At 70.9% G+C, this 23,132-nt stretch carries 22 protein-coding genes and 2 pseudogenes; 16 read left to right on the forward strand and 8 right to left on the reverse strand.

The window, feature by feature from the left end; translation table 11 throughout:
* Positions 1 to 293: 293 nt before the first annotated feature.
* A pseudogene (rnhA, locus tag LWP59_RS11795) lies at positions 294 to 785 on the reverse strand (ribonuclease HI); the annotation flags it as partial.
* A 37-nt stretch (positions 786 to 822) separates the two neighbouring features.
* Here rnhA and LWP59_RS11800 point away from each other — a divergent pair.
* Positions 823 to 1,509 (forward strand): hypothetical protein, encoded by a 687-nt coding sequence (locus tag LWP59_RS11800; RefSeq protein ID WP_144643293.1) that lies wholly within the window; start codon positions 823 to 825, stop codon positions 1,507 to 1,509.
* Positions 1,510 to 1,657: 148 nt separating this feature from the next.
* Here the strand turns inward: LWP59_RS11800 and LWP59_RS11805 are convergent, their stop codons facing one another.
* The gene (locus LWP59_RS11805; protein ID WP_144643294.1) at positions 1,658 to 2,335 is read right to left on the reverse strand and encodes an MBL fold metallo-hydrolase; all 678 of its coding nucleotides are present in this window, start codon (positions 2,333 to 2,335) and stop codon (positions 1,658 to 1,660) included.
* Between the two features lie 109 nt (positions 2,336 to 2,444).
* On the opposite strand from LWP59_RS11805, the gene LWP59_RS11810 reads away from it, so the two are divergent.
* From LWP59_RS11810 to LWP59_RS11825, 4 genes are all read left to right on the forward strand, one after another.
* The gene (locus tag LWP59_RS11810) at positions 2,445 to 3,683 is read left to right on the forward strand and encodes an acyltransferase family protein (RefSeq protein ID WP_229858339.1); all 1,239 of its coding nucleotides are present in this window, start codon (positions 2,445 to 2,447) and stop codon (positions 3,681 to 3,683) included.
* Positions 3,684 to 3,736: 53 nt separating this feature from the next.
* A complete protein-coding gene (gene uvrA, locus LWP59_RS11815; RefSeq protein ID WP_144643295.1) occupies positions 3,737 to 6,598 on the forward strand; it encodes an excinuclease ABC subunit UvrA in 2,862 nt (953 codons plus the stop codon).
* Positions 6,599 to 6,787: 189 nt separating this feature from the next.
* A complete protein-coding gene (locus LWP59_RS11820) occupies positions 6,788 to 7,267 on the forward strand; it encodes a hypothetical protein (RefSeq protein WP_144643296.1) in 480 nt (159 codons plus the stop codon).
* 26 nt (positions 7,268 to 7,293) lie between these two features.
* Positions 7,294 to 7,734, forward strand: a complete 441-nt coding sequence (locus tag LWP59_RS11825; protein ID WP_229858342.1) for an SRPBCC family protein — start codon at positions 7,294 to 7,296, stop codon at positions 7,732 to 7,734.
* A gap of 3 nt (positions 7,735 to 7,737) precedes the next feature.
* Here the strand turns inward: LWP59_RS11825 and LWP59_RS11830 are convergent, their stop codons facing one another.
* Positions 7,738 to 9,048 carry a cation:dicarboxylate symporter family transporter gene (locus tag LWP59_RS11830; protein ID WP_144643303.1) on the reverse strand — a complete coding sequence of 437 codons (1,311 nt, stop codon included), beginning with the start codon at positions 9,046 to 9,048 and terminating at the stop codon, positions 7,738 to 7,740.
* 236 nt (positions 9,049 to 9,284) lie between these two features.
* On the opposite strand from LWP59_RS11830, the gene LWP59_RS11835 reads away from it, so the two are divergent.
* From LWP59_RS11835 to LWP59_RS11845, 3 genes are read left to right on the forward strand one after another with little or no spacing between them, the layout of a single operon-like run.
* Positions 9,285 to 10,877, forward strand: a complete 1,593-nt coding sequence (locus LWP59_RS11835) for a sensor histidine kinase (RefSeq protein ID WP_144643298.1) — start codon at positions 9,285 to 9,287, stop codon at positions 10,875 to 10,877.
* Entirely contained in the window at positions 10,874 to 11,548 is a 675-nt protein-coding gene (locus LWP59_RS11840) for a response regulator (protein ID WP_144643299.1), read from the forward strand. Before LWP59_RS11835 ends, LWP59_RS11840 begins: the two co-directional genes overlap by 4 nt.
* Before the next feature lie 9 nt (positions 11,549 to 11,557).
* A complete protein-coding gene (locus tag LWP59_RS11845) occupies positions 11,558 to 12,013 on the forward strand; it encodes a YbjQ family protein (protein ID WP_144643300.1) in 456 nt (151 codons plus the stop codon).
* Between the two features lie 54 nt (positions 12,014 to 12,067).
* Here LWP59_RS11845 and LWP59_RS11850 read toward each other — a convergent pair whose 3' ends face one another.
* From LWP59_RS11850 to LWP59_RS11860, 3 genes and pseudogenes are all read right to left on the reverse strand, one after another.
* A complete protein-coding gene (locus LWP59_RS11850) occupies positions 12,068 to 12,262 on the reverse strand; it encodes a beta-propeller fold lactonase family protein (protein ID WP_229858345.1) in 195 nt (64 codons plus the stop codon).
* A 26-nt stretch (positions 12,263 to 12,288) separates the two neighbouring features.
* A pseudogene (locus LWP59_RS11855) lies at positions 12,289 to 13,027 on the reverse strand (amidohydrolase family protein); the annotation flags it as partial.
* Between the two features lie 8 nt (positions 13,028 to 13,035).
* Entirely contained in the window at positions 13,036 to 14,307 is a 1,272-nt protein-coding gene (locus tag LWP59_RS11860; RefSeq protein WP_191334874.1) for an amino acid deaminase, read from the reverse strand.
* Positions 14,308 to 14,399: 92 nt separating this feature from the next.
* Here LWP59_RS11860 and LWP59_RS11865 point away from each other — a divergent pair, with 92 nt between their 5' ends.
* Positions 14,400 to 15,146 (forward strand): IclR family transcriptional regulator, encoded by a 747-nt coding sequence (locus tag LWP59_RS11865; protein WP_144646252.1) that lies wholly within the window; start codon positions 14,400 to 14,402, stop codon positions 15,144 to 15,146.
* A gap of 14 nt (positions 15,147 to 15,160) precedes the next feature.
* Positions 15,161 to 15,541, forward strand: a complete 381-nt coding sequence (locus tag LWP59_RS11870) for a RidA family protein (RefSeq protein WP_144646254.1) — start codon at positions 15,161 to 15,163, stop codon at positions 15,539 to 15,541.
* An 89-nt stretch (positions 15,542 to 15,630) separates the two neighbouring features.
* Here the strand turns inward: LWP59_RS11870 and LWP59_RS11875 are convergent, their stop codons facing one another.
* Complete coding sequence (locus tag LWP59_RS11875; RefSeq protein ID WP_144646256.1) at positions 15,631 to 15,990, reverse strand: DUF1844 domain-containing protein; 360 nt, start codon at positions 15,988 to 15,990, stop codon at positions 15,631 to 15,633.
* A 251-nt stretch (positions 15,991 to 16,241) separates the two neighbouring features.
* Between LWP59_RS11875 and infC the strand changes: the two genes are divergently transcribed.
* The 6 genes from infC (at position 16,242) to pheT (ending at position 22,295) form a co-directional block, all read left to right on the forward strand.
* Entirely contained in the window at positions 16,242 to 16,796 is a 555-nt protein-coding gene (infC, locus tag LWP59_RS11880; protein ID WP_144646258.1) for a translation initiation factor IF-3, read from the forward strand.
* Positions 16,797 to 16,869: 73 nt separating this feature from the next.
* Positions 16,870 to 17,064 (forward strand): 50S ribosomal protein L35, encoded by a 195-nt coding sequence (gene rpmI, locus LWP59_RS11885; RefSeq protein ID WP_144646260.1) that lies wholly within the window; start codon positions 16,870 to 16,872, stop codon positions 17,062 to 17,064.
* Positions 17,065 to 17,132: 68 nt separating this feature from the next.
* Complete coding sequence (gene rplT / locus LWP59_RS11890) at positions 17,133 to 17,519, forward strand: 50S ribosomal protein L20 (protein ID WP_144646262.1); 387 nt, start codon at positions 17,133 to 17,135, stop codon at positions 17,517 to 17,519.
* Entirely contained in the window at positions 17,516 to 18,604 is a 1,089-nt protein-coding gene (locus LWP59_RS11895) for a TrmH family RNA methyltransferase (protein WP_191334875.1), read from the forward strand. Before rplT ends, LWP59_RS11895 begins: the two co-directional genes overlap by 4 nt.
* 98 nt (positions 18,605 to 18,702) lie before the next feature.
* Positions 18,703 to 19,770 carry a phenylalanine--tRNA ligase subunit alpha gene (pheS, locus tag LWP59_RS11900; protein ID WP_144644842.1) on the forward strand — a complete coding sequence of 356 codons (1,068 nt, stop codon included), beginning with the start codon at positions 18,703 to 18,705 and terminating at the stop codon, positions 19,768 to 19,770.
* On the forward strand, positions 19,770 to 22,295 hold the full coding sequence (gene pheT / locus LWP59_RS11905) for a phenylalanine--tRNA ligase subunit beta (RefSeq protein ID WP_144644845.1): 2,526 nt from the start codon (positions 19,770 to 19,772) through the stop codon (positions 22,293 to 22,295). Before pheS ends, pheT begins: the two co-directional genes overlap by 1 nt.
* 56 nt (positions 22,296 to 22,351) lie before the next feature.
* Here pheT and LWP59_RS11910 read toward each other — a convergent pair whose 3' ends face one another.
* Positions 22,352 to 23,044, reverse strand: a complete 693-nt coding sequence (locus LWP59_RS11910) for a DNA alkylation repair protein (RefSeq protein WP_144644848.1) — start codon at positions 23,042 to 23,044, stop codon at positions 22,352 to 22,354.
* Positions 23,045 to 23,132: the final 88 nt, after the last annotated feature.

Consider the following 23,132-nt stretch of genomic DNA (forward strand, 5'->3'; position numbering starts at 1 on the left):
CTCGCCCGGGTTGCGGCCCCGCCGCGCTGGCCTTTCCGGAGCCGCTTTCGGCGCAACCGATGTCTCAGACCGCAGAGACGGGACTGTGGCCAACTCTTCCGCCCGCGGCGGGGCGAGCTGCTTCTGCCCGACCGGCGAGGACGCGGCCGCCATCGTCGGCAGCGCGACCTGCTCCTGCTCGACCGGCGTCAGCGGGGCGGGACCGCCTGCTCCATCGGTGCGGGCGCCATCGTCGGCAGCGCGAGCTGGTCCTGCTCGACCGGAAGCGGCACCGGGGCGGCCACCGGCGGGCGCGGCATCTTCGCCGCCTCCTTCGCGCCCCGCACCGCCAGCCGGTCGGCGCGTTCGTTGTCCGGGTGCCCGGCGTGCCCCTTGACCCAGTGCCACTCGACCTCGTGCCGGTTCGTCGCCGCCTCCAGCCGGACCCACAGGTCGGCGTTCTTCACCGGCTCCTTGGCGCTCGTCAGCCAGCCGTTGCGCTTCCACTTCGCGATCCAGCTCAGCACGCCGTTCCGCACATAGGCGCTGTCGGTGTACAGCTGCACCGTCGACGGCCGCGTCAGGGTCTCCAGCGCCTGGATCGCGGCCATCAGCTCCATGCGGTTGTTGGTCGTCGGCCCGGGGTCGGGGCCGTACAGGTCCCGCTCGTGGGAGCCGTAGCGCAGCACGACACCCCAGCCGCCCGGCCCGGGATTGGGACTGCAGGCGCCATCGGTGTAGATCTCCACGGCAGCTTCCCCCACACCAGGAACATAACGTAACGACCGGCCACCCGATGACGACATTCCGGAACGGAGTGATCAACACCTGAAGAGAGCCGTGATGACCTACCAACCGCCGCCGCCCCACTGGACGCCGCCGCCCCGCAAGCCGAAGCTCGGTGCGGCACTGTTCCTGGGCATCGTGGGCGCGCTGGCCATCGCCGGCGCGGCGGTGGGCATCACGCTCGCCGTGACCCAGTACGACGACAAGACCCCTGTCGCCGCACGGCCGATCCCGTCGCGCAGTGCTGCTTCCCAGGTGCCGTCGAGCCCCAGGCACATCCCCCGCACCATCGAGACGAAGGTCGGCGAACAGGTCTCCTTCGTCCCACAGGACGGCGCCGGGGCCGAGGTCGTGTTCGCCATAACCAAGATCACCGTCGACGGCAGGTGCACCGCCGAGTACGCACAGAAGTCCGAGAACGGGCACTTCCTGTTCCTGGAGGTTTCGGTCGGCACCTCGCCGACGATGGCGTCGATTTTCTCGGCCGACCTGCTGAACGCGGGGAACCTCGCGATCGTCGGCACGGACGGCGTCACCGAAACCGGGAACACGCTCTCGTCCTCGCCGAGCTACGGCTGCGTGCCCCGGTCCCGGATGCTGCCGCTGACGCTCGGCCCGGGCCAGAAGTACACCGGCACGATCGTCCTCGACTCCAGCAACACCCGCGGCAAGCTCCGGCTCACCCCGGTCGGAAGCCGCTCCGACGGTGACAGCTGGCAGTGGCAGCTCGGAGAAGTCGCGTAGCTTCCCGAACGGGACTCAGCGCTCGCCGGCGCCGACCGCCCCGCCGGGAATGTCCCAGCGCGCCTTGTAGGACGCCGACACGCCAGCGGTGATCTTGGTGGACTTCATCCCGACGTCCCGAAGCCCGCCGACGTGGGCCGTCCTCAGCTCACCAGCCCCGCTCGCGCCACTCGCCCAGCTTCGGCCGCTCCGCACCGAGTGTCGAGTCGTCCCCGTGGCCCGGGTAGAACCACGTCTCGTCCGGCAGGACGTCGAAGACCCGGGCGGAGACGTCGTCGAGCAGGGACCTGAAGTCCTCCGGCGATGTCGTGCGCCCCACTCCGCCGGGGAACAGCGAGTCACCCGTGAACAGGTGCGGCACACCCTCCGGGTCGCGGTACAGCAACGCGATCGATCCCGGCGTATGCCCCTTCAGGTGAATCACCTCGAGGGTGCAGTCACCGACCGTGAGCGTGTCGCCGTGCTCGACGAGGAAGTCCGGCGGCACCGGCAGCGGCCCCGCGTCGAGCGGGTGCGCCGCGGTGTTGGACCCGTTCGCCCCGGCGACGGCGCCCAGCGCCTGCCAGTGGTCCCCGTGCTGGTGCGTCGTCACGATCGTGCGCAGCGCGGGCCGCTCGGGCCCGGACCCGATCAGGTCCGAGATGCGGTCCGGGTCGGCGGCCGCGTCGATGAGCAGGGCCTCGTTCTGTGCCCGGCACACCAGCAGGTACGCGTTGTTGTCCATCGGCCCGACGGACAGCTTGGTGATGGTCAGCGCCCCGAGCGTGCGCCGCGCGGCGTCGCCGCCCGGCTCGACGTGCCCGGTGTAGTCCTCCACGACGTTCACCCGCCACACGGTAGTCGTCCCGCTCCGGGCGGTTCCACCCGTTCAGCTTGGTCTCAGATTCGTAACGTAGCCTCGGTCGCCGTTGTCGTAGTCGATCTCCAGGAAGACCGTGTCCCGCCCCAACTCGCGCAAGATCAGCTGGGATGTCGTCCGCGTGGTCGCCGTGGTCTCGGTGATGCTGGGACACATCACCCACCAGGGCCCGCTCGCGCATCCCGAGCTCGCCGACTACCCGTTCCGGGTCACCGCCCAGTTCGGCGCCGCGGCACTGATGGTGATCTCCGGCTTCTTCGTCTGCCAGACGATCCGCCGCGGCGGCACCGGCCGCTGGCTGTGGCGGAAGATCGCCCGCCTGCTGCCGCCGTACGTCGTCGCCGTCGTGCTCACCTATGTCGTGATGCGCCTGGCGGGTGCGGCGTTCAACGGCCAGAGCTTCGGCAGCGGCTGGTTCGACACGCTCTTCGGCCCCACCACCGACGGCCTCGCCTGGAAGACCACCTGGTACGTCCCGGTGGGCCACGACCTGCTGATCAACCTGTTGATGATGCAGGGCTGGAACCAGTACTTCATCTGGCTCGACGGCTCCTACTGGACGCTGCCGGTACAGCTGCTGGTCTTCACCGGCGCCGCGCTGCTGTGGTCGCGTTCATCGTGGTTCCGCGGCGACCGGCGGATCCAGCTGCTGGCCTGGGCGCTGGTCGTCGTCCCGCTGTTCGTGCGGTTCGTGCTGATCGGCGTGGACAACCCCGCCCCGTGGGCCTACAGCGTGGTCTTCGGCCTCGGCCTGCACCGGATGCACGCGTTCGCCGCAGGGGCGGCGATCTGGCTCTGGTCGCGCGGGCGGATGGGCGGCGGGCACCTCGCGCTGCTGCTCGCCGCGGTCGTCTGCGCGCAGGACCTGCACCTGTACCCCTTCCACGTCGCACTGCCGAGCGACCCGGCACGCCTGCCGTCCGACCTCGGGTTCGCCGTGATGCTCGTCGCCATCTGCGCCGCGGCGAAGGGCCGTGACTGGACCTTCCTGCGGCCACTGGCCCCGGCCTTCAGCTGGCTCGCCGGCATCTCCTACGGGGTGTACCTGCTGCACCAGGAGCTGGGCTACGTGCTGGCCAGGGTGCTGCTCGACGCCGGCCTGCCCGGCTGGGCCCGGCTGCCGATCCTGCTCGCCGCGGCGATCGTCGCCGGCTGGGCGCTCACTACACTGGTGGAGCGGCCGGCGCACAGCCGGCTGACCCGCCCGCGCCGAACGGCCCCACCGCCCCGATCCGCGCCGGACGACCTGCTCCCGGCCCAGGCCGCGGCCGGCGGGAAAGGTCCGGCTCCCGTTTCTGTCGGTGGTCCGTCCTAGCATGGGCGCGGCCGGTCTCACCGGTCGACATTTTCCAGCGAAGGGACCTTGGCGTGGCTGATCGCCTCGTTGTTCGCGGCGCGCGCGAGCACAATCTCCGTGGCGTCGATATCGACCTGCCCAGGGACAGCCTGATCGTCTTCACCGGCCTGTCCGGCTCGGGCAAGTCGAGCCTGGCCTTCGACACGATCTTCGCCGAGGGGCAGCGCCGCTACGTCGAGTCGCTGTCGGCGTACGCCCGGCAGTTCCTGGGGCAGATGGACAAGCCCGACGTCGACTTCATCGAAGGCCTCTCGCCCGCGGTCTCCATCGACCAGAAGTCCACCTCGCGCAACCCGCGGTCCACCGTGGGCACGATCACCGAGGTCTACGACTACCTGCGGCTGCTCTACGCCCGCGCGGGCAAGGCGCACTGCCCGCAGTGCGGTGAGCTGATCAGCAAGCAGACCCCGCAGCAGATCGTCGACCAGGTGCTCGAGATGGAGCCCGGCACCCGGTTCCAGGTGCTCGCGCCGGTGGTGCGCGGCCGCAAGGGGGAGTACCTCGACCTGTTCGCGAACCTGCAGCAGCAGGGCTACTCGCGGGCCCGCGTCGACGGGGAGGTATACCAGCTGACCGACCCCCCGAAGCTCAAGAAGCAGGAGAAGCACCACATCGGCGTCGTGGTGGACCGGCTCTCCGTCAAGTCCTCGTCCAAGCAGCGGCTCACCGACTCGGTCGAGACCGCGCTGCGGCTGGCCGACGGCCTGGTCGAGCTGGAGTTCGTGGACCTGCCGGAGCACGACGCCCACCGCATTCGCGGCTTCTCCGAGAACCTGGCCTGCCCGAACGGCCACCCGCTCGCGATCGAGGATCTCGAGCCCCGCTCGTTCTCGTTCAACTCGCCCTACGGCGCCTGCCCCGAGTGCACCGGCATCGGCATCCGCAAGGAGGTCGACCCGGAGCTGGTGGTGCCGGACGACGAGCTGTCCCTCGGCGAGGGCGCGATCGCGCCGTGGGCGGGCGGGCAGAGCGCCGATTACTTCCTGCGGCTGCTGGAGTCGTTGTCGGAGACCATCGGGTTCCGGATGGACACGCCGTGGCGCAAGCTGCCCGCGAAGGTGCAGAAGGCGGTGCTGCACGGCGTCAACGAGCAGGTGCACGTCCGCTACCGCAACCGGTACGGCCGCCAGCGCTCGTACTACGCGAACTTCGAGGGCGTGATCCCGTTCCTCGAGCGCCGGCTCGACCAGACCGAGTCGGAGTACATGCGCGAGCGCTACGAGGGCTACATGCGCGAGGTGCCGTGCCCTGCGTGCCAGGGCACCCGGCTCAAGCCGGAGATCCTCGCGGTCACCCTCGAGCACGTCGACTACGGCGACCGTTCGATCGCCGAGGTGTGCGCGCTCTCGATCGAGGAGGCTTCGGCGTTCCTCGACGGGCTGAAGCTGGGCCAGCGGCAGAAGATGATCGCGGGCGCGGTCCTCAAGGAGATCCAGGCCCGGCTGCGCTTCCTGCTCGACGTCGGGCTCAACTACCTCTCGCTCGACCGGGCGGCGGGCACGCTGTCCGGTGGCGAGGCACAGCGCATCCGGCTCGCCACGCAGATCGGCTCCGGTCTGGTGGGCGTGCTCTACGTGCTCGACGAGCCGTCGATCGGGCTACACCAGCGTGACAACCACCGCCTGATCGAGACCCTGACCCGGCTGCGGGACCTCGGCAACACGCTCATCGTGGTCGAGCACGACGAGGACACCATCCGGTCGAGTGACTGGGTCGTCGACATCGGCCCCGGCGCGGGCGAGCACGGTGGCGAGGTCGTCCACAGTGGACCGTACAAGAAGCTGTTGCGCAGCAAGGAGTCGCTGACCGGGCAGTACCTGTCCGGGCGGCGGGTCATCCCGGTGCCGGAGATCCGGCGGCCGGTGGACCGCAAACGGCAGCTGACGGTCGTGGGCGCGCGCGAGCACAACCTGCGCGGTGTCGACGTGTCGTTCCCGCTGGGCTGCCTGGTGTCGGTCACGGGCGTGTCCGGCTCGGGCAAGTCGACGCTGGTGAACGACATCCTCGCGACGGTGCTGGCGAACAAGCTCAACGGCGCCCGCCAGGTGCCGGGGCGGCACACCCGGGTGCGCGGGCTGGACCTGGTGGACAAGCTCGTGCGGGTGGACCAGTCCCCGATCGGCCGCACCCCGCGCTCCAACGCGGCGACGTACACCGGGGTGTGGGACCACATCCGCAAGCTGTTCGCGGCCACCACCGAGGCGAAGGTCCGCGGCTACCAGCCCGGCCGGTTCTCGTTCAACGTCAAGGGCGGGCGCTGCGAGGCGTGCGCGGGCGACGGCACGATCAAGATCGAGATGAACTTCCTGCCGGACGTCTACGTCCCGTGCGAGGTGTGCAAGGGCGCCCGGTACAACCGCGAGACGCTCGAGGTGCACTACAAGGGCAAGACGGTGTCGGACGTGCTCGACATGCCGATCGAGGAGGCCGCGGAGTTCTTCGAGCCGATCAAGGCGATCCACCGGCACCTGCAGACGCTGGTGGACGTCGGTCTCGGCTACGTCCGCCTCGGCCAGCCCGCGCCGACACTCTCCGGTGGTGAGGCGCAGCGGGTGAAGCTCGCCAGCGAGCTGCAGAAGCGGTCCACGGGCAAGACGGTGTACGTCCTCGACGAGCCGACGACCGGTCTGCACTTCGAGGACATCAGGAAGCTGCTCGGGGTGATCAACGGCCTGGTCGACAAGGGCAACACGGTGATCGTGATCGAGCACAACCTCGATGTCATCAAGACCTCGGACTGGATCGTCGACATGGGCCCGGAGGGCGGTTCCGGCGGCGGTGTCATCGTGGCCGAAGGCAGCCCGGAGCAGGTGGCCGAGATCGAGGAGAGCCACACGGGCCAGTTCCTCCGGTCGGTCCTGACCCCGGCCTGACAGGCCCGGGCGGGTACCCCGGCTCGCCTACCCCGGCGAGCCGGGGCGGACTCCGGCTCCGCGCCCTTCGCGACCCGGCGCACCGCCACCGACCGACCCCGCTCACTCCGGCCACTCGGGAGCACCCCGAACTCACCTGAACCGGAACCGCCGCACACACGTGGTTCCGGGCGAAGGCAGGAGGTGCCCATGGTCCGCCGTCCGGTCGCGGTGCTGTTCGGGCTGCTCCTCCTGGCCGGTACCGCCTGCGGCACCGGCACGCAACCCGCGCCGCAGCCCGGCGACCTCAACGCGGCGGCCACCCCGAACCTAGGCACCATCGTCACCGACGCCGGCGGGCACACGCTCTACCGCTTCGACGAGGACACCGCCCGTCCGCCGGTCTCGCACTGCTATGACCAGTGCGCCGCCGACTGGTCGCCCGTCCTGGCCACCACCGGCACGATCACCATCCAGGGCCTCGACCAGCACCTCATCGCCACGACCACCCGCGCGGACGGCAGCCAGCAGATCACCCTCGGTGGCTGGCCCCTCTACCACTGCCGCAAGGACACCATCCCGGGTGTGACCGCCGGCCAGGGCGACGGTGGCTCCTGGTTCGCAGTCCGGCCCGACGGTGGCAAGGCCACCACGACCGCACCGTCCTCTTCGGACAGCGGAGGCTACTGACGGCCATGATCACGCATACTGGCCCCGTGCGCCTCAACGACTACCTCTTCCGGGACACCTGGTTCATCCCCGCGCCGGGGCGCGTGGTCTTCGACACCGTCGTCGACCTGGAGAACTACCCGCGCTGGTGGCCGGACGTCCGCTCGGTGCGCAAGATCGACGACGACACCGCCGAGCTCGTCTGTCGCGCGAGCCTGCCCTACCGGCTGATCGTCCGGATGCGGCGCGCGGAGCAGGACGAGTCGAGGGGCCTGCTGAAGGTGTGCCTCGAAGGCGACCTCGAAGGCTCACTCGCCGCCGCCGTCACCCCGCACCAGGCGGGCACCACCCTCGAGATCACCCAGCAGGTCGTTGCCACCAAACCGCTCCTGCGCCGCCTCGCGCCGGTGGCGCGCCCGCTGTTCCTGGTCAACCACGCGCTCATGATGCGCCGTGGCCACACCGGGTTGCGGGCGCGCCTGGCATGAGCCTCAGACGAGCGCCTCGGTCTTGGGGCTCGAAATGTCCGAAGGGGTCTGCTCGTCGTCCAGCAGCGTCGTCTCGTTGAACGGCTCGCGCCCGGACAGCACCTCCGCCGCCCGTCCCCGGTCGAACTCCTTCATCCACGACCCGATCAGGACGGTCGCGACCGCGTTCCCCGCGAAGTTGGTCACCGCACGGGCCTCGGACATGAACCGGTCGATGCCGAGGATGAACCCGACGCCGCCGACCAGGTCCGGCCGGTGCGACTGCAGTCCGCCTGCCAGGGTCGCGATACCGGCGCCGCTGACCCCGGCCGCGCCCTTCGACGCGATGATCATGAACACCAGCAGCGAGATCTGCTCGCCGACCGAGAGCGGGCTGCCCTGCGCCGAGGCGATGAACAGTGTCGCCATGGTCAGGTAGATCGCGGTGCCGTCGAGGTTGAACGAGTACCCGGTCGGCACCGTGATGCCCGCGACCGAGCGGCTCACGCCGAGGTGCTGCATCTTCGCGATCAGCCGGGGCAGCGCTGACTCCGACGACGAGGTCGAGACGATCAGCAGGAACTCCCGGGCCAGGTACCGCAGCAGGCTGAACACGCTGATCCGTGCGCCGAACCACAGGATCGCGCCGAGCACGACGAACACGAACACCAGGCAGGTCACGTAGAACCCGACCATCACCACGAGCAGGCTGCGCAGTGCCGCCCAGCCGGTGCTGCCGACCACGGCCGCGATCGCGCCGAACGCGCCGATCGGCGCCGCCCACATGATCACCGACAGGATCCGGAACACGAGCTTCTGGACGTACTCGATCCCGCGCAGGATCGGCTGCCCCGCGGGCCCCAGCTTCTGCAGCGCGAACCCGGTCAGCAGCGCGACCAGCAGCGTCTGCAGCACCGAGCCCTCGGTGAACGCCGAGACCAGCGACGTCGGGATGATCCCGAGCAGGAAGTCCGTGCTGCCCTCACCGCCGGTGGCCTGCTGATGGGCCTTGACGGCGTCGGCCGGGTTGAGGTGCAGCCCGGAGCCCGGGTGCAGCAGGTTGCCCACGACGAGCCCGATGATCAGCGCGACCGTGGACATGACCAGGAAGTACCCGATGGCCATCAGGCCGACCTTGCCGACCTTGGCGGCCTTCGCGACCGACCCGATGCCGAGCACGATGGTGCAGAAGATGATGGGGGAGATCATCATCTTGATGAGGTTGACGAACCCGGTGCCCAGCGGCGCGAGGCCCTTGGCGAACCCCGGGGCGACGAACCCGACGATGATGCCGGCCGCCACCGCGGCCACGACCGCGAGATACAGGTAGTGCATCCGGTCGCGCCGCTGTGGTGCGGCGTCGTCGGAGCGCGTTGTCGGCACCCTTGCCTCCAATGGGGACGGGCGCGCCTTCCCGGCGCGGCTCAGCAGGTGACTATGCGGCTCACCCCGGCAGCGGTCACCGTTGTGTTCATTGAGTTCGCGAAAGCCTTGCCCAGCGGCACGCGTGGCCGGGTGCGCCGGGGAAGCCCGGCGCGGGCGCGCGAGCGCGGTCCTCTTATCGTCGGAGGATGAGAAACCGGCGCTGGAGCCTGGCCCGGCAGCTGCTGCTGGTGCAGGTGGCGGGGTTCGCCGCACTGGTCGCCGCGGGCACCGGGCTGTCATGGCTCGACGCCTCGAACGCGGCCGACGACCGGGCCGCGGAGGAGGTGGTCGCGGTCTCCCGCACCATCGCCGACACACCCACGGTGCTCAATGCACTGTCCACACCGGACCCGAGCGGGCAGTTGCAGCCCTACGCGGACCGGGTTCTGGCGGACACCGGCGTCGACTTCGTCACGATCATGAACCCCGAGGGCATCCGTTTCAGCCACCCGAACCCGGCGCTGATCGGGCAGAAGTTCCTCGGCAACATCGACCAGGCCCGCGCCGGGCACGTCTTCACCGAGACCTACACCGGCACGCTCGGCCCGTCGATGCGCGCCGTCGTCCCGGTCTTCGACGGTACCCGGGTGGCCGCGCTCGTCGCCGTGGGCATCAAGGTCGACGCGATCTCGGTCGAACTGACCCAGCGGATCGTGCGGCTGCTGGCCGTCGCGGCCGCCGTGCTCGTCGTCGGGGTCGCGGGCAGCGTGGTGGTCGGTGCCCGGCTCAACCGCCAGACACGCGGCCTCGCGCCCGCCGAGCTCAGCAGCGTCTTCGCCTACTACGAGGCGACGCTGCACGCGGTCCGCGAAGGGCTGGTGCTGCTCGACGCGGACAGCAGAGTCGTGCTGTGCAACGACGGGGCCCGCGAACTGCTCGGCCTCGCCGCCGACGCCGCCGGCCAGGCCGTCGGCGAGCTGGGCCTGCCGTTCGCGCTGGTCACCACGTTCCAAGCCGGTGAGCCGCGAACCGACGAGATCCACGTGACCGAGTCCCGGGTGCTGGTGGTCAGTACCGCCCCGGTCCGCGAGGGACAGCGGGCGCGCGGTGCCGTCGTGACCCTGCGCGACCACACCGATCTTCAGCTGCTGACCGGCGAGCTGAACACCACGCGCGGGCTCGCCGAGTCCCTGCGCTCGCAGGCGCACGAGGCCGCCAACCGCCTGCACACCGTGGTGTCGCTCGTCGAGCTGGGCCGCGCGGCCGAAGCGGTCGAGTTCGCGACGGCCGAGCTGGAGATCGCCCAGCGGCTGACCGACCGGGTCGTCGGGGCGGTGACCGAACCGGTCCTGGCCGCGCTGCTGCTCGGCAAGGCCGCGGAGGCGAACGAACGGGGCGTGGAACTGGTGCTCACCGACGACACCGCGCTGGACGAGCTCGACCTCGAACCGCGGGACCTGGTGACCGTGCTGGGCAACCTGATCGACAACGCCATCGACGCGGCCATCGACAACGCCGCCTGCGCGCGGCCTCGGGTCACCGTGACCGCGCGCGCCGACGGCGAGCACCTCCTGCTGCGCGTCGCGGACAGCGGCAAGGGGGTCGCCGACGCGGCGAGGAGCGCGGTGTTCCAGCGTGGCTGGTCGACCAAACCGCAGGACGGCCCGGCGGGCCACGGCCTCGGGCTGGCGCTGGTCGGGCAGGTCGTCCGCCGTCACCACGGTGAGGTCGCGCTCGTCAACGACGGCGGCGCGGTGTTCACCGTCCGGCTGCCGCTGCGACGGGGTGCCGGCCGATGATCATGGTGCTGGTCGTCGAGGACGACCCGGTCGCGGCGGAGGCACACCGGCAGTACGTCGAGCGGGTCACCGGGTTCACCGTCGCCGGGGTCGTCCACTCCGGCGCCGACGCGCTGCGGTTCTGTGAACGCCACCGCGTCGACCTCGTGCTGCTCGACTTCTACCTGCCCGACACGCATGGCCTCGCGGTCTGCCGTGCCTTGCGTGCGAGCGGCAGTGCGGCCGACGTCATCGCCGTGACGTCCGCGCGGGACCTGGCCGTGGTGAAAGCGGCGGTGTCCGTCGGCGTCGTGCAGTACCTGTTGAAGCCGTTCACCTTCGCGTCGCTGCGCGAGAAACTCGAGACCTACGCACGCTTCCGCGAAAGCGCGGGCGAGGCGGCCGACCAGACCGACGTCGATCGCGCGCTGGCGACGTTGCGCTCGCCGGGTCGCAGCCCGCTGCCGAAGGGGATGAGCGCCGAAACACTGGAGGCCGTCGTCGCGGCGTTGCGTGCCGCGCCCCAGGGCATCCCCGCGGGCGCCGCCGCGGAGGCGACCGGCGTCTCGCGGGTGACCGCGCGCCGGTACCTGGAGTACCTGGCCGACAGCGGGCTGGCGAGACGGGAACCACACTACGGTGAGGTGGGCAGACCCGAGATTTGGTACCTGGCGCTCGCCTCTCACAGCTAAGCTCCGCGCATGACCCAGGGATATCCGCAGCAGCAGTTCCCCATCATGCTGTCCACAATGAACGATTTGCCAGGCTACAAGGTGGTCCGCGTGTTCGGGGAGGTCTTCGGCCTCACGGTGCGCAGCCGGAACATGTTCTCCACCATGGGTGCCGGCTTCAAGGCGATGGCGGGCGGTGAGCTCAAGGGTCTGTCCAAACTGCTCTCCGACTCCCGGTACGAGGCGCTGGGCAGGCTGGCGCAGGAGGCCATGGGGCACGGCGCGAACGCGGTCCTCGCCCTGCGCTTCGACTGCAACGAGATCGCCCAGACCGCGAGCGAGATCGCCGCGTACGGCACCGCCGTGTACGTCGTGCCCGAGGGCGCCGAGCACGCCCAGCCGCAGCAGGTCGCGGCCCCGCAGTACCAGCAGCAGGCGCCGCAGCAGCAGTACCAGCAGCCGCCGCAGGGGTACCCGCAACAGTGACCCGTCCGTGCACGCGGCCGGGACCGGGCCGGCCGCGTTGCCCTGCAACAACCCCTACAACAACACAGTGGCGACAGAGGGAACGGCGAGTGACCCCGCGACGGCGCCGAGGCGTCCGGTCGCGGGATCACGGGGCAGCCAGTTCACCGTGCCGGACCGCTGGTTCGACACGTACATCCAGCGCTGCGCTGCGTCGAGCGTGAAATGCCGCGGCCACACGCCGCTGGGCACGTTTCCGCCCAACCGCACCAGTCCCGGCCGCGGACCGCGAACGTCGCGATGGTGTAGGTGGCGCCCGGCAGGTAGGGGTAGCTGTCGAGCGTGATGTCCGCGCCCCTCCAGCGCTTCGTCGAGCAGACGCAGCAGGTCGGGCGCTTTCCCTTTGTTCACCGAGAAGTTCATCGTCGCATGCGCGAGGTGCAACGGGCAGTCCGCGCGCCTGGACACGTCGACCATCTCCGCGAACGCCGCCAGCGCGCCCTTGCCGTAGCTGCGGTGGTGCGGGCTGTAGTAGCCGCCGAGCGCGCCGACGACCTCGCACAACGCGACCAGTTCGTCGGTGTCGGCGTACATGCCCGGCGTGTAGGTGAGCCCGGACGACATCCCGGCCGCGCCCTCGCGCAGACCCGTGGCGACGAGCTCGCGTATCCGGTCCAGCTCGGCTTCCGTGGCGGGCCGGTCGTCGTTCCAGCCCGCGAGCTGCTGGCGCAGCGCCGCGAGCGTCGCGTCGTCGACGGGCGCGTAGGACAGGCCGTCCTGGCCGAGGACCTCCGTCGTGACGCCCTGGGAGACCTTCGCGAAATGATCAGGCCGGGCCAGGATCTGCAGGTCCGAATGCGAGTGCATGCCGATGAAGCCGAGGGCGAGCACGAGACCGTCGGCATCGACGACGCGGCGGCCGGTGAGTGAACCACCGATCGCGCCGACGCGCCCCTCGCGGATCCCCACGTCGGCGCGGACCAGCGGGGCGCCCGTGCCGTAGGCGATCCGGGCCCCGCGGATGACAGTGTCCACTTCGATCCCTAGAAGTAGGTGCGGACGAGGTCGACGACGGTCTCGCCGTCGACGACCGGGATGAGCTGCCACTTGTCGAACACCGTGCACGGATGCGACAGCCCGAGCCCCACCCAGTCGCCCACCCGCAGTGGCGAACCCGGTGGCAGGGAAAGGAAGGAGTGCTGGTCGTTCATGGCGGTGACCTCGTGCCCGGCGAGCTGCCCTGTCACCCCGTCCCGCCGGAACAGCTGCGGCTCGGGCAGTCCTTCGTCGAACGACGCGTCGCGCTTGCCCATCGTGAGCAGCGCCAGCTCGTCGGCCGGCTTCGAGGTGACCTGTGCCCACGCTCGCAGCGCCGGGCGGAACCGGTGCCCGAGCGGCGAGATGGACCGGTAGAAGCCGTCGTCGTGCGTGACGTAGGCGCCGCTGCGCAGGACCGGCAGCACGTCGAGCCCGTCGGGCCACCCGCCGGCCAGCTCGGCGGCGACGAGGTCGAAGTACGCGCTGCCACCCGCGGTGACGACGATCTGCCCGCCGAGGAAACCCCGCTGCGCCAAGGTGATCGTCAACTCCCGCAGCCGCCGCAGGTACCCGCTGACGATCTCCTTCGAGTGCGGGGAGCTGTCGTGCGCGAGCGCGCCCTCGTAGCCGCCGACCCCGGTCAGCCGCAGCGCCGGACTGCTCTGGACCGTTTCGGCGATCGCGAGCGCGGTGGCCTCGTCCCGGGCGCCGGTGCGCCCGCCCTCGCCGCCCAGTTCGACGAGCACGTCCACCTGCCGCCGCGTGCCCTGCAGCGCTTCCGTCATCAGCTCGGCCGAGCGGACCGAGTCGACCCAGCAGCTGAACTCAAAGCCGTCGTCACCGTCCAGTTCGGCCGCCAGCCACCGCAGCGCGGCCGGGTCCACGAGCTGGTTCGCCAGCAGCACCCGGGAGACGCCGAACGCCCGGTAGACCCGCAGCTGACCGGCGTTGGCGGCGGTCATGCCCCACGCGCCGTGCTCGATCTGCCGTGCGAACAGTTGCGGTGCCATCGTCGTCTTGCCGTGTGGCGCGAGCCGGACGCCGTGTTCGGCGCACCAGGCGGCCATCGTGCGGAGGTTGTGCTCCAGCGCGTCCGCGTCGAGCACGACGAGCGGCGCGAGGAACCCGTCGTCGAAGAGGCTGAGCCGCTGAGCCGCGGCGTCGGCGAGGGAGAGGCCCCACAGCGCGGAGGGGATCGACTTGAACCGCCAGTCGAGCGGTTCCTCTCGAAGAGCCGCCAGCGCACCCGGGTTCACCGAGCAGTCGGAGGAGGTCATCGGTTCTCCATTGCATGATGTGCAATATCCATTGCACATGTTGAGTGCAGCAGATGTAGCATCGCCCCTCGTGCGGGTCAACGGGAGTGTTCGTGAGCCAGAGTCTTGATCGCGGGCTGAGCGTGCTCGGCGCGCTCGCCGAGGGTGCCGACACGCTCGACGCGCTGGCCGAGGAGCTCGGCGTGCACAAGTCGACAGTGCTGCGGCTGCTACGCACCCTGGAGGCCCAGCACTTCGTGCGGCGCGAGGGGCCGCGGCACTACCGGCTGGGCAGTGCGCTGTTCGACCTGGCCAGCCGCGCCCTGGAGGACAGGGACGTCCGCCGCAGCGCCGCACCCGCGCTGGCGGAGCTGAACGCCCGGACCGGGCACACCGTGCACCTGGCGACGTACGAGGAGGGCGAGGTCGTCTACGTCGACAAGTACGAGGGCCGGCACAGCGTGCGGATGTACTCGCGGATCGGCAAACGCGCCCCGCTGCACTGCACCGCCGTCGGGAAGGTGCTGGTGTCCGCGCTCGACCCGGCCCGCCGGGCCGAGGTCGCCCACGCGCTCGAGTACCCCGCGCTGACGGAGAACACGATCACCAGCGCGCAGGCGTACCTGGCCGAGCTGGAGCGGGTCGCCGAGCAGGGGTATGCCGTGGACAACGCCGAGCACGAGGACTTCATCCACTGCGTCGCCGCGCCGGTCCGCGGCGCCGGGGGAGAGGTGCTCGCCGCGGTGTCGCTGTCGGTACCGAGGGTGCTGCTCGACTACGACGGCCTGCTGGCGCTGCTGCCGGACCTCAAGGCGGCGGCAGGGAAAGCCTCCGTCCACAGTGGATGGGCGGGACCGTGAGAGAGGGAGTATCGATGGCGAAGGTCGCGATCAGCACCGAGAACGCGCCGAAACCCGTGGCGGCGTATTCGCCGGGGTCGCGCAAGGGGAACATCCTGCAGGTCGCCGGGCAGGTCGGGATCGACCCGAAGACGGGCAAGGAGGCGGGCGCCACCGTCGGCGAGCAGGCGCGGCAGGCGTTCGCGAACGTCTCGGCGGTGCTCGAGGCAGCGGGTTCGAGCTTCGACGACGTCGTGATGGTGCGGGTCTACCTGACCGACACGGACCACTTCGCGGAGTTCAACGAGGTCTACAACCAGTTGGCGCAGGAGCCCTACCCCGCGCGCACCACGGTCTACGTCGGCCTGCCGGCCGGACACCTGGTGGAGATCGACGCGCTGGCGGTGCTGGACTGATCCGGGAGAGGGGCGCCCGCAGGTGCCCCTCACGCCGGTTCTGCACGCACGGGGCACTTCTCGCCGGGCAGGCCGGGGCCGGCGGGAGCTCAGGCGACCGGGCCGGTGTACTTCTCGCCGGGGCCCTGACCAGGGGCGTCGGGCACGGCGGAGGCCTCGCGGAAGGCCTTCTGCAGCGACTGCAGGCCGTCGCGCAGGGGCGCGGCGTGCAGGCCGAGGTACTCTGCCGACGAGGTGATCAGGCCGGCGAGCGCGGTGATCAGGCGCCGCGCCTCGTCGAGGTCACGGTGCGGGCTCGAGTCCGGGTCGGGGTCGGCGAGCCCGAGCCGCTCGGCGGCCGCCGACATCAGCATGACCGCCGCCCGGCTGATGACCTCTACGCTGGGGATGTCCTCCAGTTCGCGCACGCCCGGGGAATTCTCGGGCTGGGAGGAAGCGTTGTAAGACACGTCTGTTACCCTTCCACGTGCGACCAGCCTCCGAGCGATCGGGGGCGGCAAGTGGAGCCCCGCTCCCACCCGCGTTGCCCTACCAGGCGGCCGGGTCCGGTCTCGTCACTTCGGTGGCGAAGCGTCCGCATCGGCGGACGCGATCGGAACAGGGCCCCGCATTGCCGGCGAACGAGCCGGTGACGGGGCCCGTGGTATGTGGGCACCAGGTCGAGCAGGCTAGGTAATTATCCTCGGACCAAGGAGGCCACATCAGCTCCGAGACACGCATCAACGACCGCATCCGCGTTCCCGAGGTCCGGCTCGTCGGACCCAACGGTGAGCAGGTCGGTATCGTCCGGATCGAGGATGCGCTCAGGCTCGCCCAGGAGGCGGATCTCGACCTCGTCGAGGTCGCGCCACAGGCGCGCCCGCCCGTATGCAAGCTCATGGACTTCGGCAAGTTCAAGTACGAGAGTGCGCAGAAGGCCCGCGACTCGCGCCGCAACCAGCATCTGACCGTCATCAAAGAGCAGAAGCTGCGTCCCAAGATCGACCAGCACGACTACGAGACGAAGAAGGGGCACGTGTCCCGCTTCCTCTCCGCCGGGAACAAGGTGAAGGTCACCATCATGTTCCGCGGGCGTGAGCAGTCGCGGCCCGAACTCGGCTTCCGGCTGCTGCAGAAGCTCGCCGACGACGTGTCCGAGCTCGGTTACGTGGAGTCGTCGCCGAAGCAGGACGGCCGCAACATGATCATGGTGCTGGCGCCGCACAAGAACGCGAAGGCGAAGGCCAAGGCGGTCAAGGAACCGGTCGAGTCCTGACGGTCCCTTCGCCGAAGACGCAGTCCGCAGCACACCGGTTTCCGGTGTGCTGCACTCTGAAGGAGAACAACGAATGCCCAAGATGAAGACGCACAGCGGGACCTCCAAGCGAGTCCGCGTGACCGGCAGCGGCAAGCTGCGCCGTCAGAAGGCCGGCCGCCGTCACCTGATGGAGAAGAAGGCCAGCAAGGTCACCCGCCGCCTGGAGGGCACGACCGAGATCGCCAAGAACGACGCGGGCCGGATCAAGCGGCTCCTCGGCCGCTGAGCTTTTTGCCGGACTTCGCTGTAAACCCGGGGTGCTCCCGCGCCCCCTGAGATCGACAGGATGGACCCGTGGCACGCGTCAAGCGGGCGGTCAACGCCCAGAAGAAGCGTCGCGCAACTCTCGAACTGGCCAGCGGCTACCGCGGTCAGCGTTCGCGGCTGTACCGCAAGGCCAAGGAGCAGACGCTCCACTCGCTCAACTACGCCTACCGGGACCGCCGCGCCCGCAAGGGTGACTTCCGCCAGCTGTGGATCACCCGCATCAACGCGGCCGCCCGGCAGAACGGCGTGACCTACAACCGGTTCATCCAGGGCCTCAAGGCCGCCGGTGTCGAGGTCGACCGCAAGGTGCTGGCCGACCTGGCCGTCAACGACGCCACCGCGTTCGCGGCGCTCGCCGAGGTCGCCAAGCAGAACGTGACGACGGGCCCGGACTCCGAGAAGAAGTCGGCCTGAGCGCGAACACCACCCGGCCCGGGGCGGATCCGTTCACCGAGCGGACCCCCCGGGTCGTTGCTGCGCGCCGCCTGACGCGGCGTGCGGAGCGGGAGAAGGCGGGCCGTTTTCTCGCGGAGGGTGCGAACGCCGTAGGCGCCGCGCTCTCCCGCGGCCGCGGCTTCGTGCACGAGCTGTTCGTGACCGGCCGCGCCGAGCAGGCGTACCCCGAGCTGGTCGCCGCCGCGCGTGAGGCGGGCGTCCGGGTCTCCCCGGTCACCGACCGCGCCGCGGTCGCCCTCTCGGAAACCGTGACCCCGCAAGGCATCGTCGCGGTCTGCGACCTGGTCGACCGCCCCCTCGACGGGCTGCTCCCCACGGCGGCCGCAGCGGGCCCGGCGGCTGCTGGGGCCCCGGCCGCCGAGGCGGCATCACCAGCTCCCGTTGCCCCAGCCCCCGCGGCGGCCCCATCCCCCGGGGCCCCATCCCCCGGGGCGCCGTCACCGGACCCGGCGGAGCCGGCCGCCGAGGCAGCATCGCCGGCTCCCGCCGACCCCGCCCCCGCGGCAGCCGCCGCCGGCGCCGCTGCCCCAGCCCCCGGGGCGGCAGTAGCGGGCCCGGCGGCCCCGGCCCCCGCGGCGCGCCTGGTCGCCGTCCTCGTGGACGTGGCCGACCCCGGCAACGCGGGCACCGTGATCCGTGTCGCGGACGCGGCCGGAGCGGACGCGGTGATCCTCGCCGGCGACAGCGTCGACCCCCACAACGGCAAGTGCGTCCGCGCCTCGGCCGGCAGCCTGTTCCACCTGCCCCTCGCCCGCGCGCGCGACGTGCACGCCGCACTCGAGGCCTGCCGCGCGGCCGGGCTGCGCCTGCTGGGCGCACACGGCCACGCCGAGACCGAACTGGACTCCCTGCCCCTGGACGTGCCCGTGGCCTGGGTTTTCGGCAACGAGGCGCACGGCCTGTCCGCCGAGGTGATCGCCTCGGTCGACGAGGGCGTCCGCATCCCGATCTACGGCCGGGCCGAGAGCCTCAACCTCGCCACGGCCGCCGCCGTCTGCCTCTATGGCAGCGCGATGGCCCTGCGCAGGTCGAGCGGAGGGTGACCAATCGTCACCGAACGCCAGTCGCCTAGAATCTCCCGGTAATCGCTTACGTGTGCTCGCGCCGAGCCGCAGACCCGTCCAGCGGACGCTGAGGAGCTATGTCCGGAGCCAACGACAAGCAGGACCCGCAGCCGGCCGACGAGCTGAAGCCGGAGACCCTGCAGGCCGCGATCAAGAACGCCGAGGCCGAGTTCGCCCAGGCGGCGGACCTCGACGCGCTGGCCGCCGTCAAGCCCGCGCACCTCGGCGACCATTCGCCGCTCCTGCTGGCCCGGCGCGCGATCGGCGGGCTGCCCAAAAACGAGAAGGCCGAGGCGGGCAAGCGGGTCAACGAGGCACGCCAGGCCATCCAGGGCGCGTTCGACAGGCGCCGCACGGTTCTGCAGGCCGAGCGCGACGAGCACGTGCTGCGCGAGGAAGCGGTCGACGTGACCCTTCCGTGGGACCGCGTGCCCCGCGGCGCCCGCCACCCCATCACGACCATCAGCGAGCGCGTGGCCGACGTCTTCATCGGGATGGGCTGGGAGGTCGCCGAAGGCCCCGAGCTCGAGGCCGAGTGGTTCAACTTCGACGCGCTGAACTTCGGCAAGGACCACCCCGCCCGCCAGATGCAGGACACCTTCTACGTCGGCGAGCCCGGCTCCGGCCTCGTCCTGCGTACCCACACCTCACCGGTGCAGGCCCGCACGCTGCTGCACCGCGACCTGCCCGTGTACGTCGTCTGCCCGGGCCGCACCTACCGCACCGACGAGCTGGACTCCACCCACACCCCCGTCTTCTCCCAGGTCGAGGGCCTCGCGGTGGACAAGGGCATCACGATGGCCCACCTCAAGGGCACCCTCGACGCCTTCGCGCGCGCGATGTTCGGCGAGCGGTCCAAGACCCGCCTGCGCCCGCACTTCTTCCCCTTCACCGAGCCCTCGGCCGAGGTCGACGTGTGGTTCGAGGAGAAGAAGGGCGGCCCCGGCTGGGTCGAGTGGGGTGGCTGCGGCATGGTCAACCCCAACGTGCTGCGGGCCTGCGGAGTCGACCCGCAGGTGTACTCCGGCTTCGCGTTCGGCATGGGCCTGGAGCGCACCCTGCAGTTCCGCAACGGCATCCCCGACATGCGCGACATGGTCGAGGGCGATGTCCGCTTCACCCTTCCCTTCGGAACGGAGGCATAGTGCGAGTCCCCGTGAGCTGGCTCCTCGAGCATCTCGACGCCGGCGAGGTCGGACCGCAGGAGCTGGCCGACGCCTTCGTCCGGATCGGCATCGAGGTCGACGACGTGCAGCCGCTCGGCGAGGTCACCGGGCCCGTCGTGGTCGGTCGCGTCGCCGAGATCGAGGAGCTGACCGAGTTCAAGAAGCCCATCCGATACTGCCGCGTCGAGACCGGCGAGGAAGCGCCCGAGGGTGAGGACGCCGACGAGGAGAACGCGGGCCCGCACGGCATCCGGACCCGCGGCATCGTCTGTGGCGCCACCAACTTCGTCGAGGGCGACCTGGTCGTCGTGGCGCTGCCCGGCAGCGTGCTGCCTGGCGGGTTCGCCATCGCGCAGCGCAAGACCTACGGCCACGTCAGCGACGGCATGATCTGCTCGGCCCGCGAGCTGGGCCTGGGCGAGGACCACAACGGCATCCTGGTGCTGCCCACGTCCACCGCCTCGCCCGGCGACGACGCCCGCGAGGTGCTCGGCCTCGACGACACCGTGCTCGATGTCGTGCCGACCCCGGACCGCGGCTACGCGCTGTCGATCCGCGGCCTCGCACGTGAGCTGGCCTGCGCGCTCGACGTGCCCTTCGGCGACCCGGCCTCCCTGGAGCTGCCGGAGCCCGAGGGCGAGGCGTGGCCGGTCCGGATCGAGGACGAGGACGGCTGCAAGCGCTTCGTGCTGCGCCGCGTCACCGGACTCGACGCCACCGCGCCGACGCCGTGGTGGATGCGCCGCCGCCTGCTGCTGGCCGGGATGCGGTCCATCTCGCTGGCAGTGGACGTCACCAACTACGTGATGCTCGAGCTGGGCCACCCGCTGCACGCCTTCGACTCCGCGTCGGTGAAGGGCGACCTGGTGGTCCGCCGCGCCCAGCCGGGCGAGAAGCTGACCACCCTCGACGACGCCGAGCGCACGCTCGACCCGGACGACATGGTGATCGCCGACGACAGCGGGGTGATCTCGCTGGCGGGCACCATGGGTGGTGCGACCACCGAGATCAGCCCGGACAGCACCGACGTCCTGCTCGAGGCCGCCCACTGGGACCCGGCGTCGATCAGCCGCACCGCCCGACGGCACAAGCTGTTCTCGGAGGCGGCCAAGCGGTTCGAGCGGTTCACCGACCCGATGCTGTGTCCCGCTGCCGTCGAGCTCGCGGCGCGCCTGCTGCGCCGCTACGGCGAGGGAAGCATCCAGCCCGGCCGCACCGACGTCGGTCACGTCGAGCCGATGGCCCCGGTGACCATGCCGATCGACCTGCCCGACCGAGTCGCGGGAGTGCGCTACGAGCGTGGCGTGACCGTCCGCCGGCTTGGCCAGATCGGCTGCAAGGTCCAGGTCGGCACGTCCGACGAGGGCACCGCGCTGGTCACCGCCGTGCCGCCGAGCTGGCGTGGCGACCTGCTGCAGCCGGCCGACCTCGTCGAAGAGGTGCTGCGGCTCGAGGGCTACGACAGCATTCCCTCCACGCTGCCTCCGGCGCCTGCCGGTGCGGGGCTCACCGAGACCCAGCGCCGCCGCCGTACCGTCTCGCGCGCGCTCGCCGAGGCCGGCTACGTCGAGGTGTTGCCCTTCCCGTTCATGTCCGCCTCGACGTGGGACGCGTTCGGCCTGGCCGAGGACGACGTGCGCCGGCGCACCATCAAGGTGCGAAACCCACTCGAGGCCGACAAGGACCAGATGGCCAGCTCGCTGCTGCCCGGCCTGCTGGAAACCTTGCAGCGCAACGTGTCCCGTGGTTTCCGGGATCTCGCCCTGTTCCACATCGGACAGGTCGTGCTGCCCAGCGCCACCTCCGTCCCGATGCCCGGCCTCGGTGTGGAGCACCGGCCGAGCGACGAGGAGCTGGCGCAGCTCGAGGCCGCGGTGCCCGAACAGCCGCTGCACGTCGCGGTCGTCCTGGCCGGCCAGCGCGCCCGCTCGGGCTGGTGGGGCGACGGCGAGCAGGCGATCTGGGCCGACGCCGTCCAGGCCGCCCGCACCGTCGGCGCGGCCGCCGGGATCCCGCTGCGGGTCCGCGCGGCCGACCTCGCGCCGTGGCACCCGGGCCGCTGCGCCCAGCTGCTCGTCGGCGACTGGCCGGTGGGCCACGCGGGCGAACTGCACCCGAAGGTCGTCGAGGCGCTGGGGCTGCCCAAGCGGACCGTGGCCATGGAGCTCGACCTGGACGCGATCCCACTGCCCGAGGGCAGGCCCGCCCCGGCTGTCTCGCCGTACCCGCCGGTGCTGCTCGACATCGCGCTCGTGGTGGACGCCAAGGTCCCGGCCGCGGATCTCGCCGAGGCGATCATCGCCGGCGGCGGCGAGCTGCTCGAGGACGTCACGCTGTTCGACGCGTTCACCGGTGACCAGGTGGGCGAGGGCAAGCGCTCGCTGGCGTACAAGCTGCGTTTCCGCGCCCCCGATCGCACGCTGACCATCGAAGAGGCGACCAAGGCCCGCGACGCGGCGGTCGACGAGGCGGCCTCTCGGTTCGGCGCGATCCTGCGCGGCTGATTCCTGCCGAGCGGTGGGGCTGCCGGCGGCGAACCGGAGCCGGAGGCCCCACCGGCTCAGCGCGGCAGGTGCTTGAGCGCCTCGCGCACGGACAGCGGGGAAAGCCCGGGATGCTCGTCGACGAAGCGACGCACCCAGGCCGGATCCAGGCGTGCGTGCTGGCGAAGCGCCCAGCCGATGCCCTTGCGCAGGAAGAAATCGCCTTCCACGATGCTCGCCTCGATCGCGAAGGTCAGCAGGCCGAGGTCTATTCCGTCCTTCGCGCCGAGCTGACAGATGATCGCCGTCCGCCGCCGCCAGTGATCCGCATCGACCGCCCAGCTCCGCAACACAGGGTCGACGACCGCCGGCTCGCCCCGCAGGATCGGACCCACCCGCCGTACCGCGATCTCGTCGACGTAGTCCCACCAGGCGCCAGTCACGATCATCTCTTCGTGTAGCGGGAGCAGGCTGCTGTCCTGCCATTGCGCGTACCCCCGATGGCCGGTCAGGTCGATCGCGACGTAGCGCTCCTCGCGAAATTCCGCTTCCTGCCACAGCTTCCGTGCGGCACCGACGAAAGAATCCCGGTCCGGCAAGGGGTATTGGGCGAACAGTCGTCGCGTCACGGCCTGGCGCTCCGGTTTCGGCACTCCGTGGAACGGCATCTCCGACTTCATGTACCGGCGCATCTCGGGTGCTTTCACCGGGTCTCCCGCCGCCGCCAGCGCGGCACGGACCGCGGCCACGAAACCGTCCACTTTGTCCATCCGGGCACCTCACTGGAAACATCCGACCAAAGTCGGGTGGCGGAAACCGGGGAAATCCGGGACGTTGTGGCGAAACGTTGCTGGCTTT

The organism is Amycolatopsis acidiphila (assembly GCF_021391495.1).
GTDB classification, from domain to species: Bacteria; Actinomycetota; Actinomycetes; order Mycobacteriales; family Pseudonocardiaceae; genus Amycolatopsis_E; species Amycolatopsis_E acidiphila.

Bases quoted from the DNA above. Each gene is read 5' to 3' on its own strand.
- LWP59_RS11860 (WP_191334874.1), bottom strand. From the start codon at position 14,307: ATGACCTCCTCCGACTGCTCGGTGAACCCGGGTGCGCTGGCGGCTCTT.
- LWP59_RS11820 (WP_144643296.1), top strand. From the start codon at position 6,788: ATGGTCCGCCGTCCGGTCGCGGTGCTGTTCGGGCTGCTCCTCCTGGCC.
- rpmI (WP_144646260.1), top strand. From the start codon at position 16,870: ATGCCCAAGATGAAGACGCACAGCGGGACCTCCAAGCGAGTCCGCGTG.
- LWP59_RS11910 (WP_144644848.1), bottom strand. From the start codon at position 23,044: ATGGACAAAGTGGACGGTTTCGTGGCCGCGGTCCGTGCCGCGCTGGCG.
- pheS (WP_144644842.1), top strand. From the start codon at position 18,703: ATGTCCGGAGCCAACGACAAGCAGGACCCGCAGCCGGCCGACGAGCTG.
- LWP59_RS11845 (WP_144643300.1), top strand. From the start codon at position 11,558: ATGACCCAGGGATATCCGCAGCAGCAGTTCCCCATCATGCTGTCCACA.
- LWP59_RS11870 (WP_144646254.1), top strand. From the start codon at position 15,161: ATGGCGAAGGTCGCGATCAGCACCGAGAACGCGCCGAAACCCGTGGCG.
- LWP59_RS11830 (WP_144643303.1), bottom strand. From the start codon at position 9,048: ATGCACTACCTGTATCTCGCGGTCGTGGCCGCGGTGGCGGCCGGCATC.
- LWP59_RS11840 (WP_144643299.1), top strand. From the start codon at position 10,874: ATGATCATGGTGCTGGTCGTCGAGGACGACCCGGTCGCGGCGGAGGCA.
- LWP59_RS11800 (WP_144643293.1), top strand. From the start codon at position 823: ATGACCTACCAACCGCCGCCGCCCCACTGGACGCCGCCGCCCCGCAAG.
- LWP59_RS11835 (WP_144643298.1), top strand. From the start codon at position 9,285: ATGAGAAACCGGCGCTGGAGCCTGGCCCGGCAGCTGCTGCTGGTGCAG.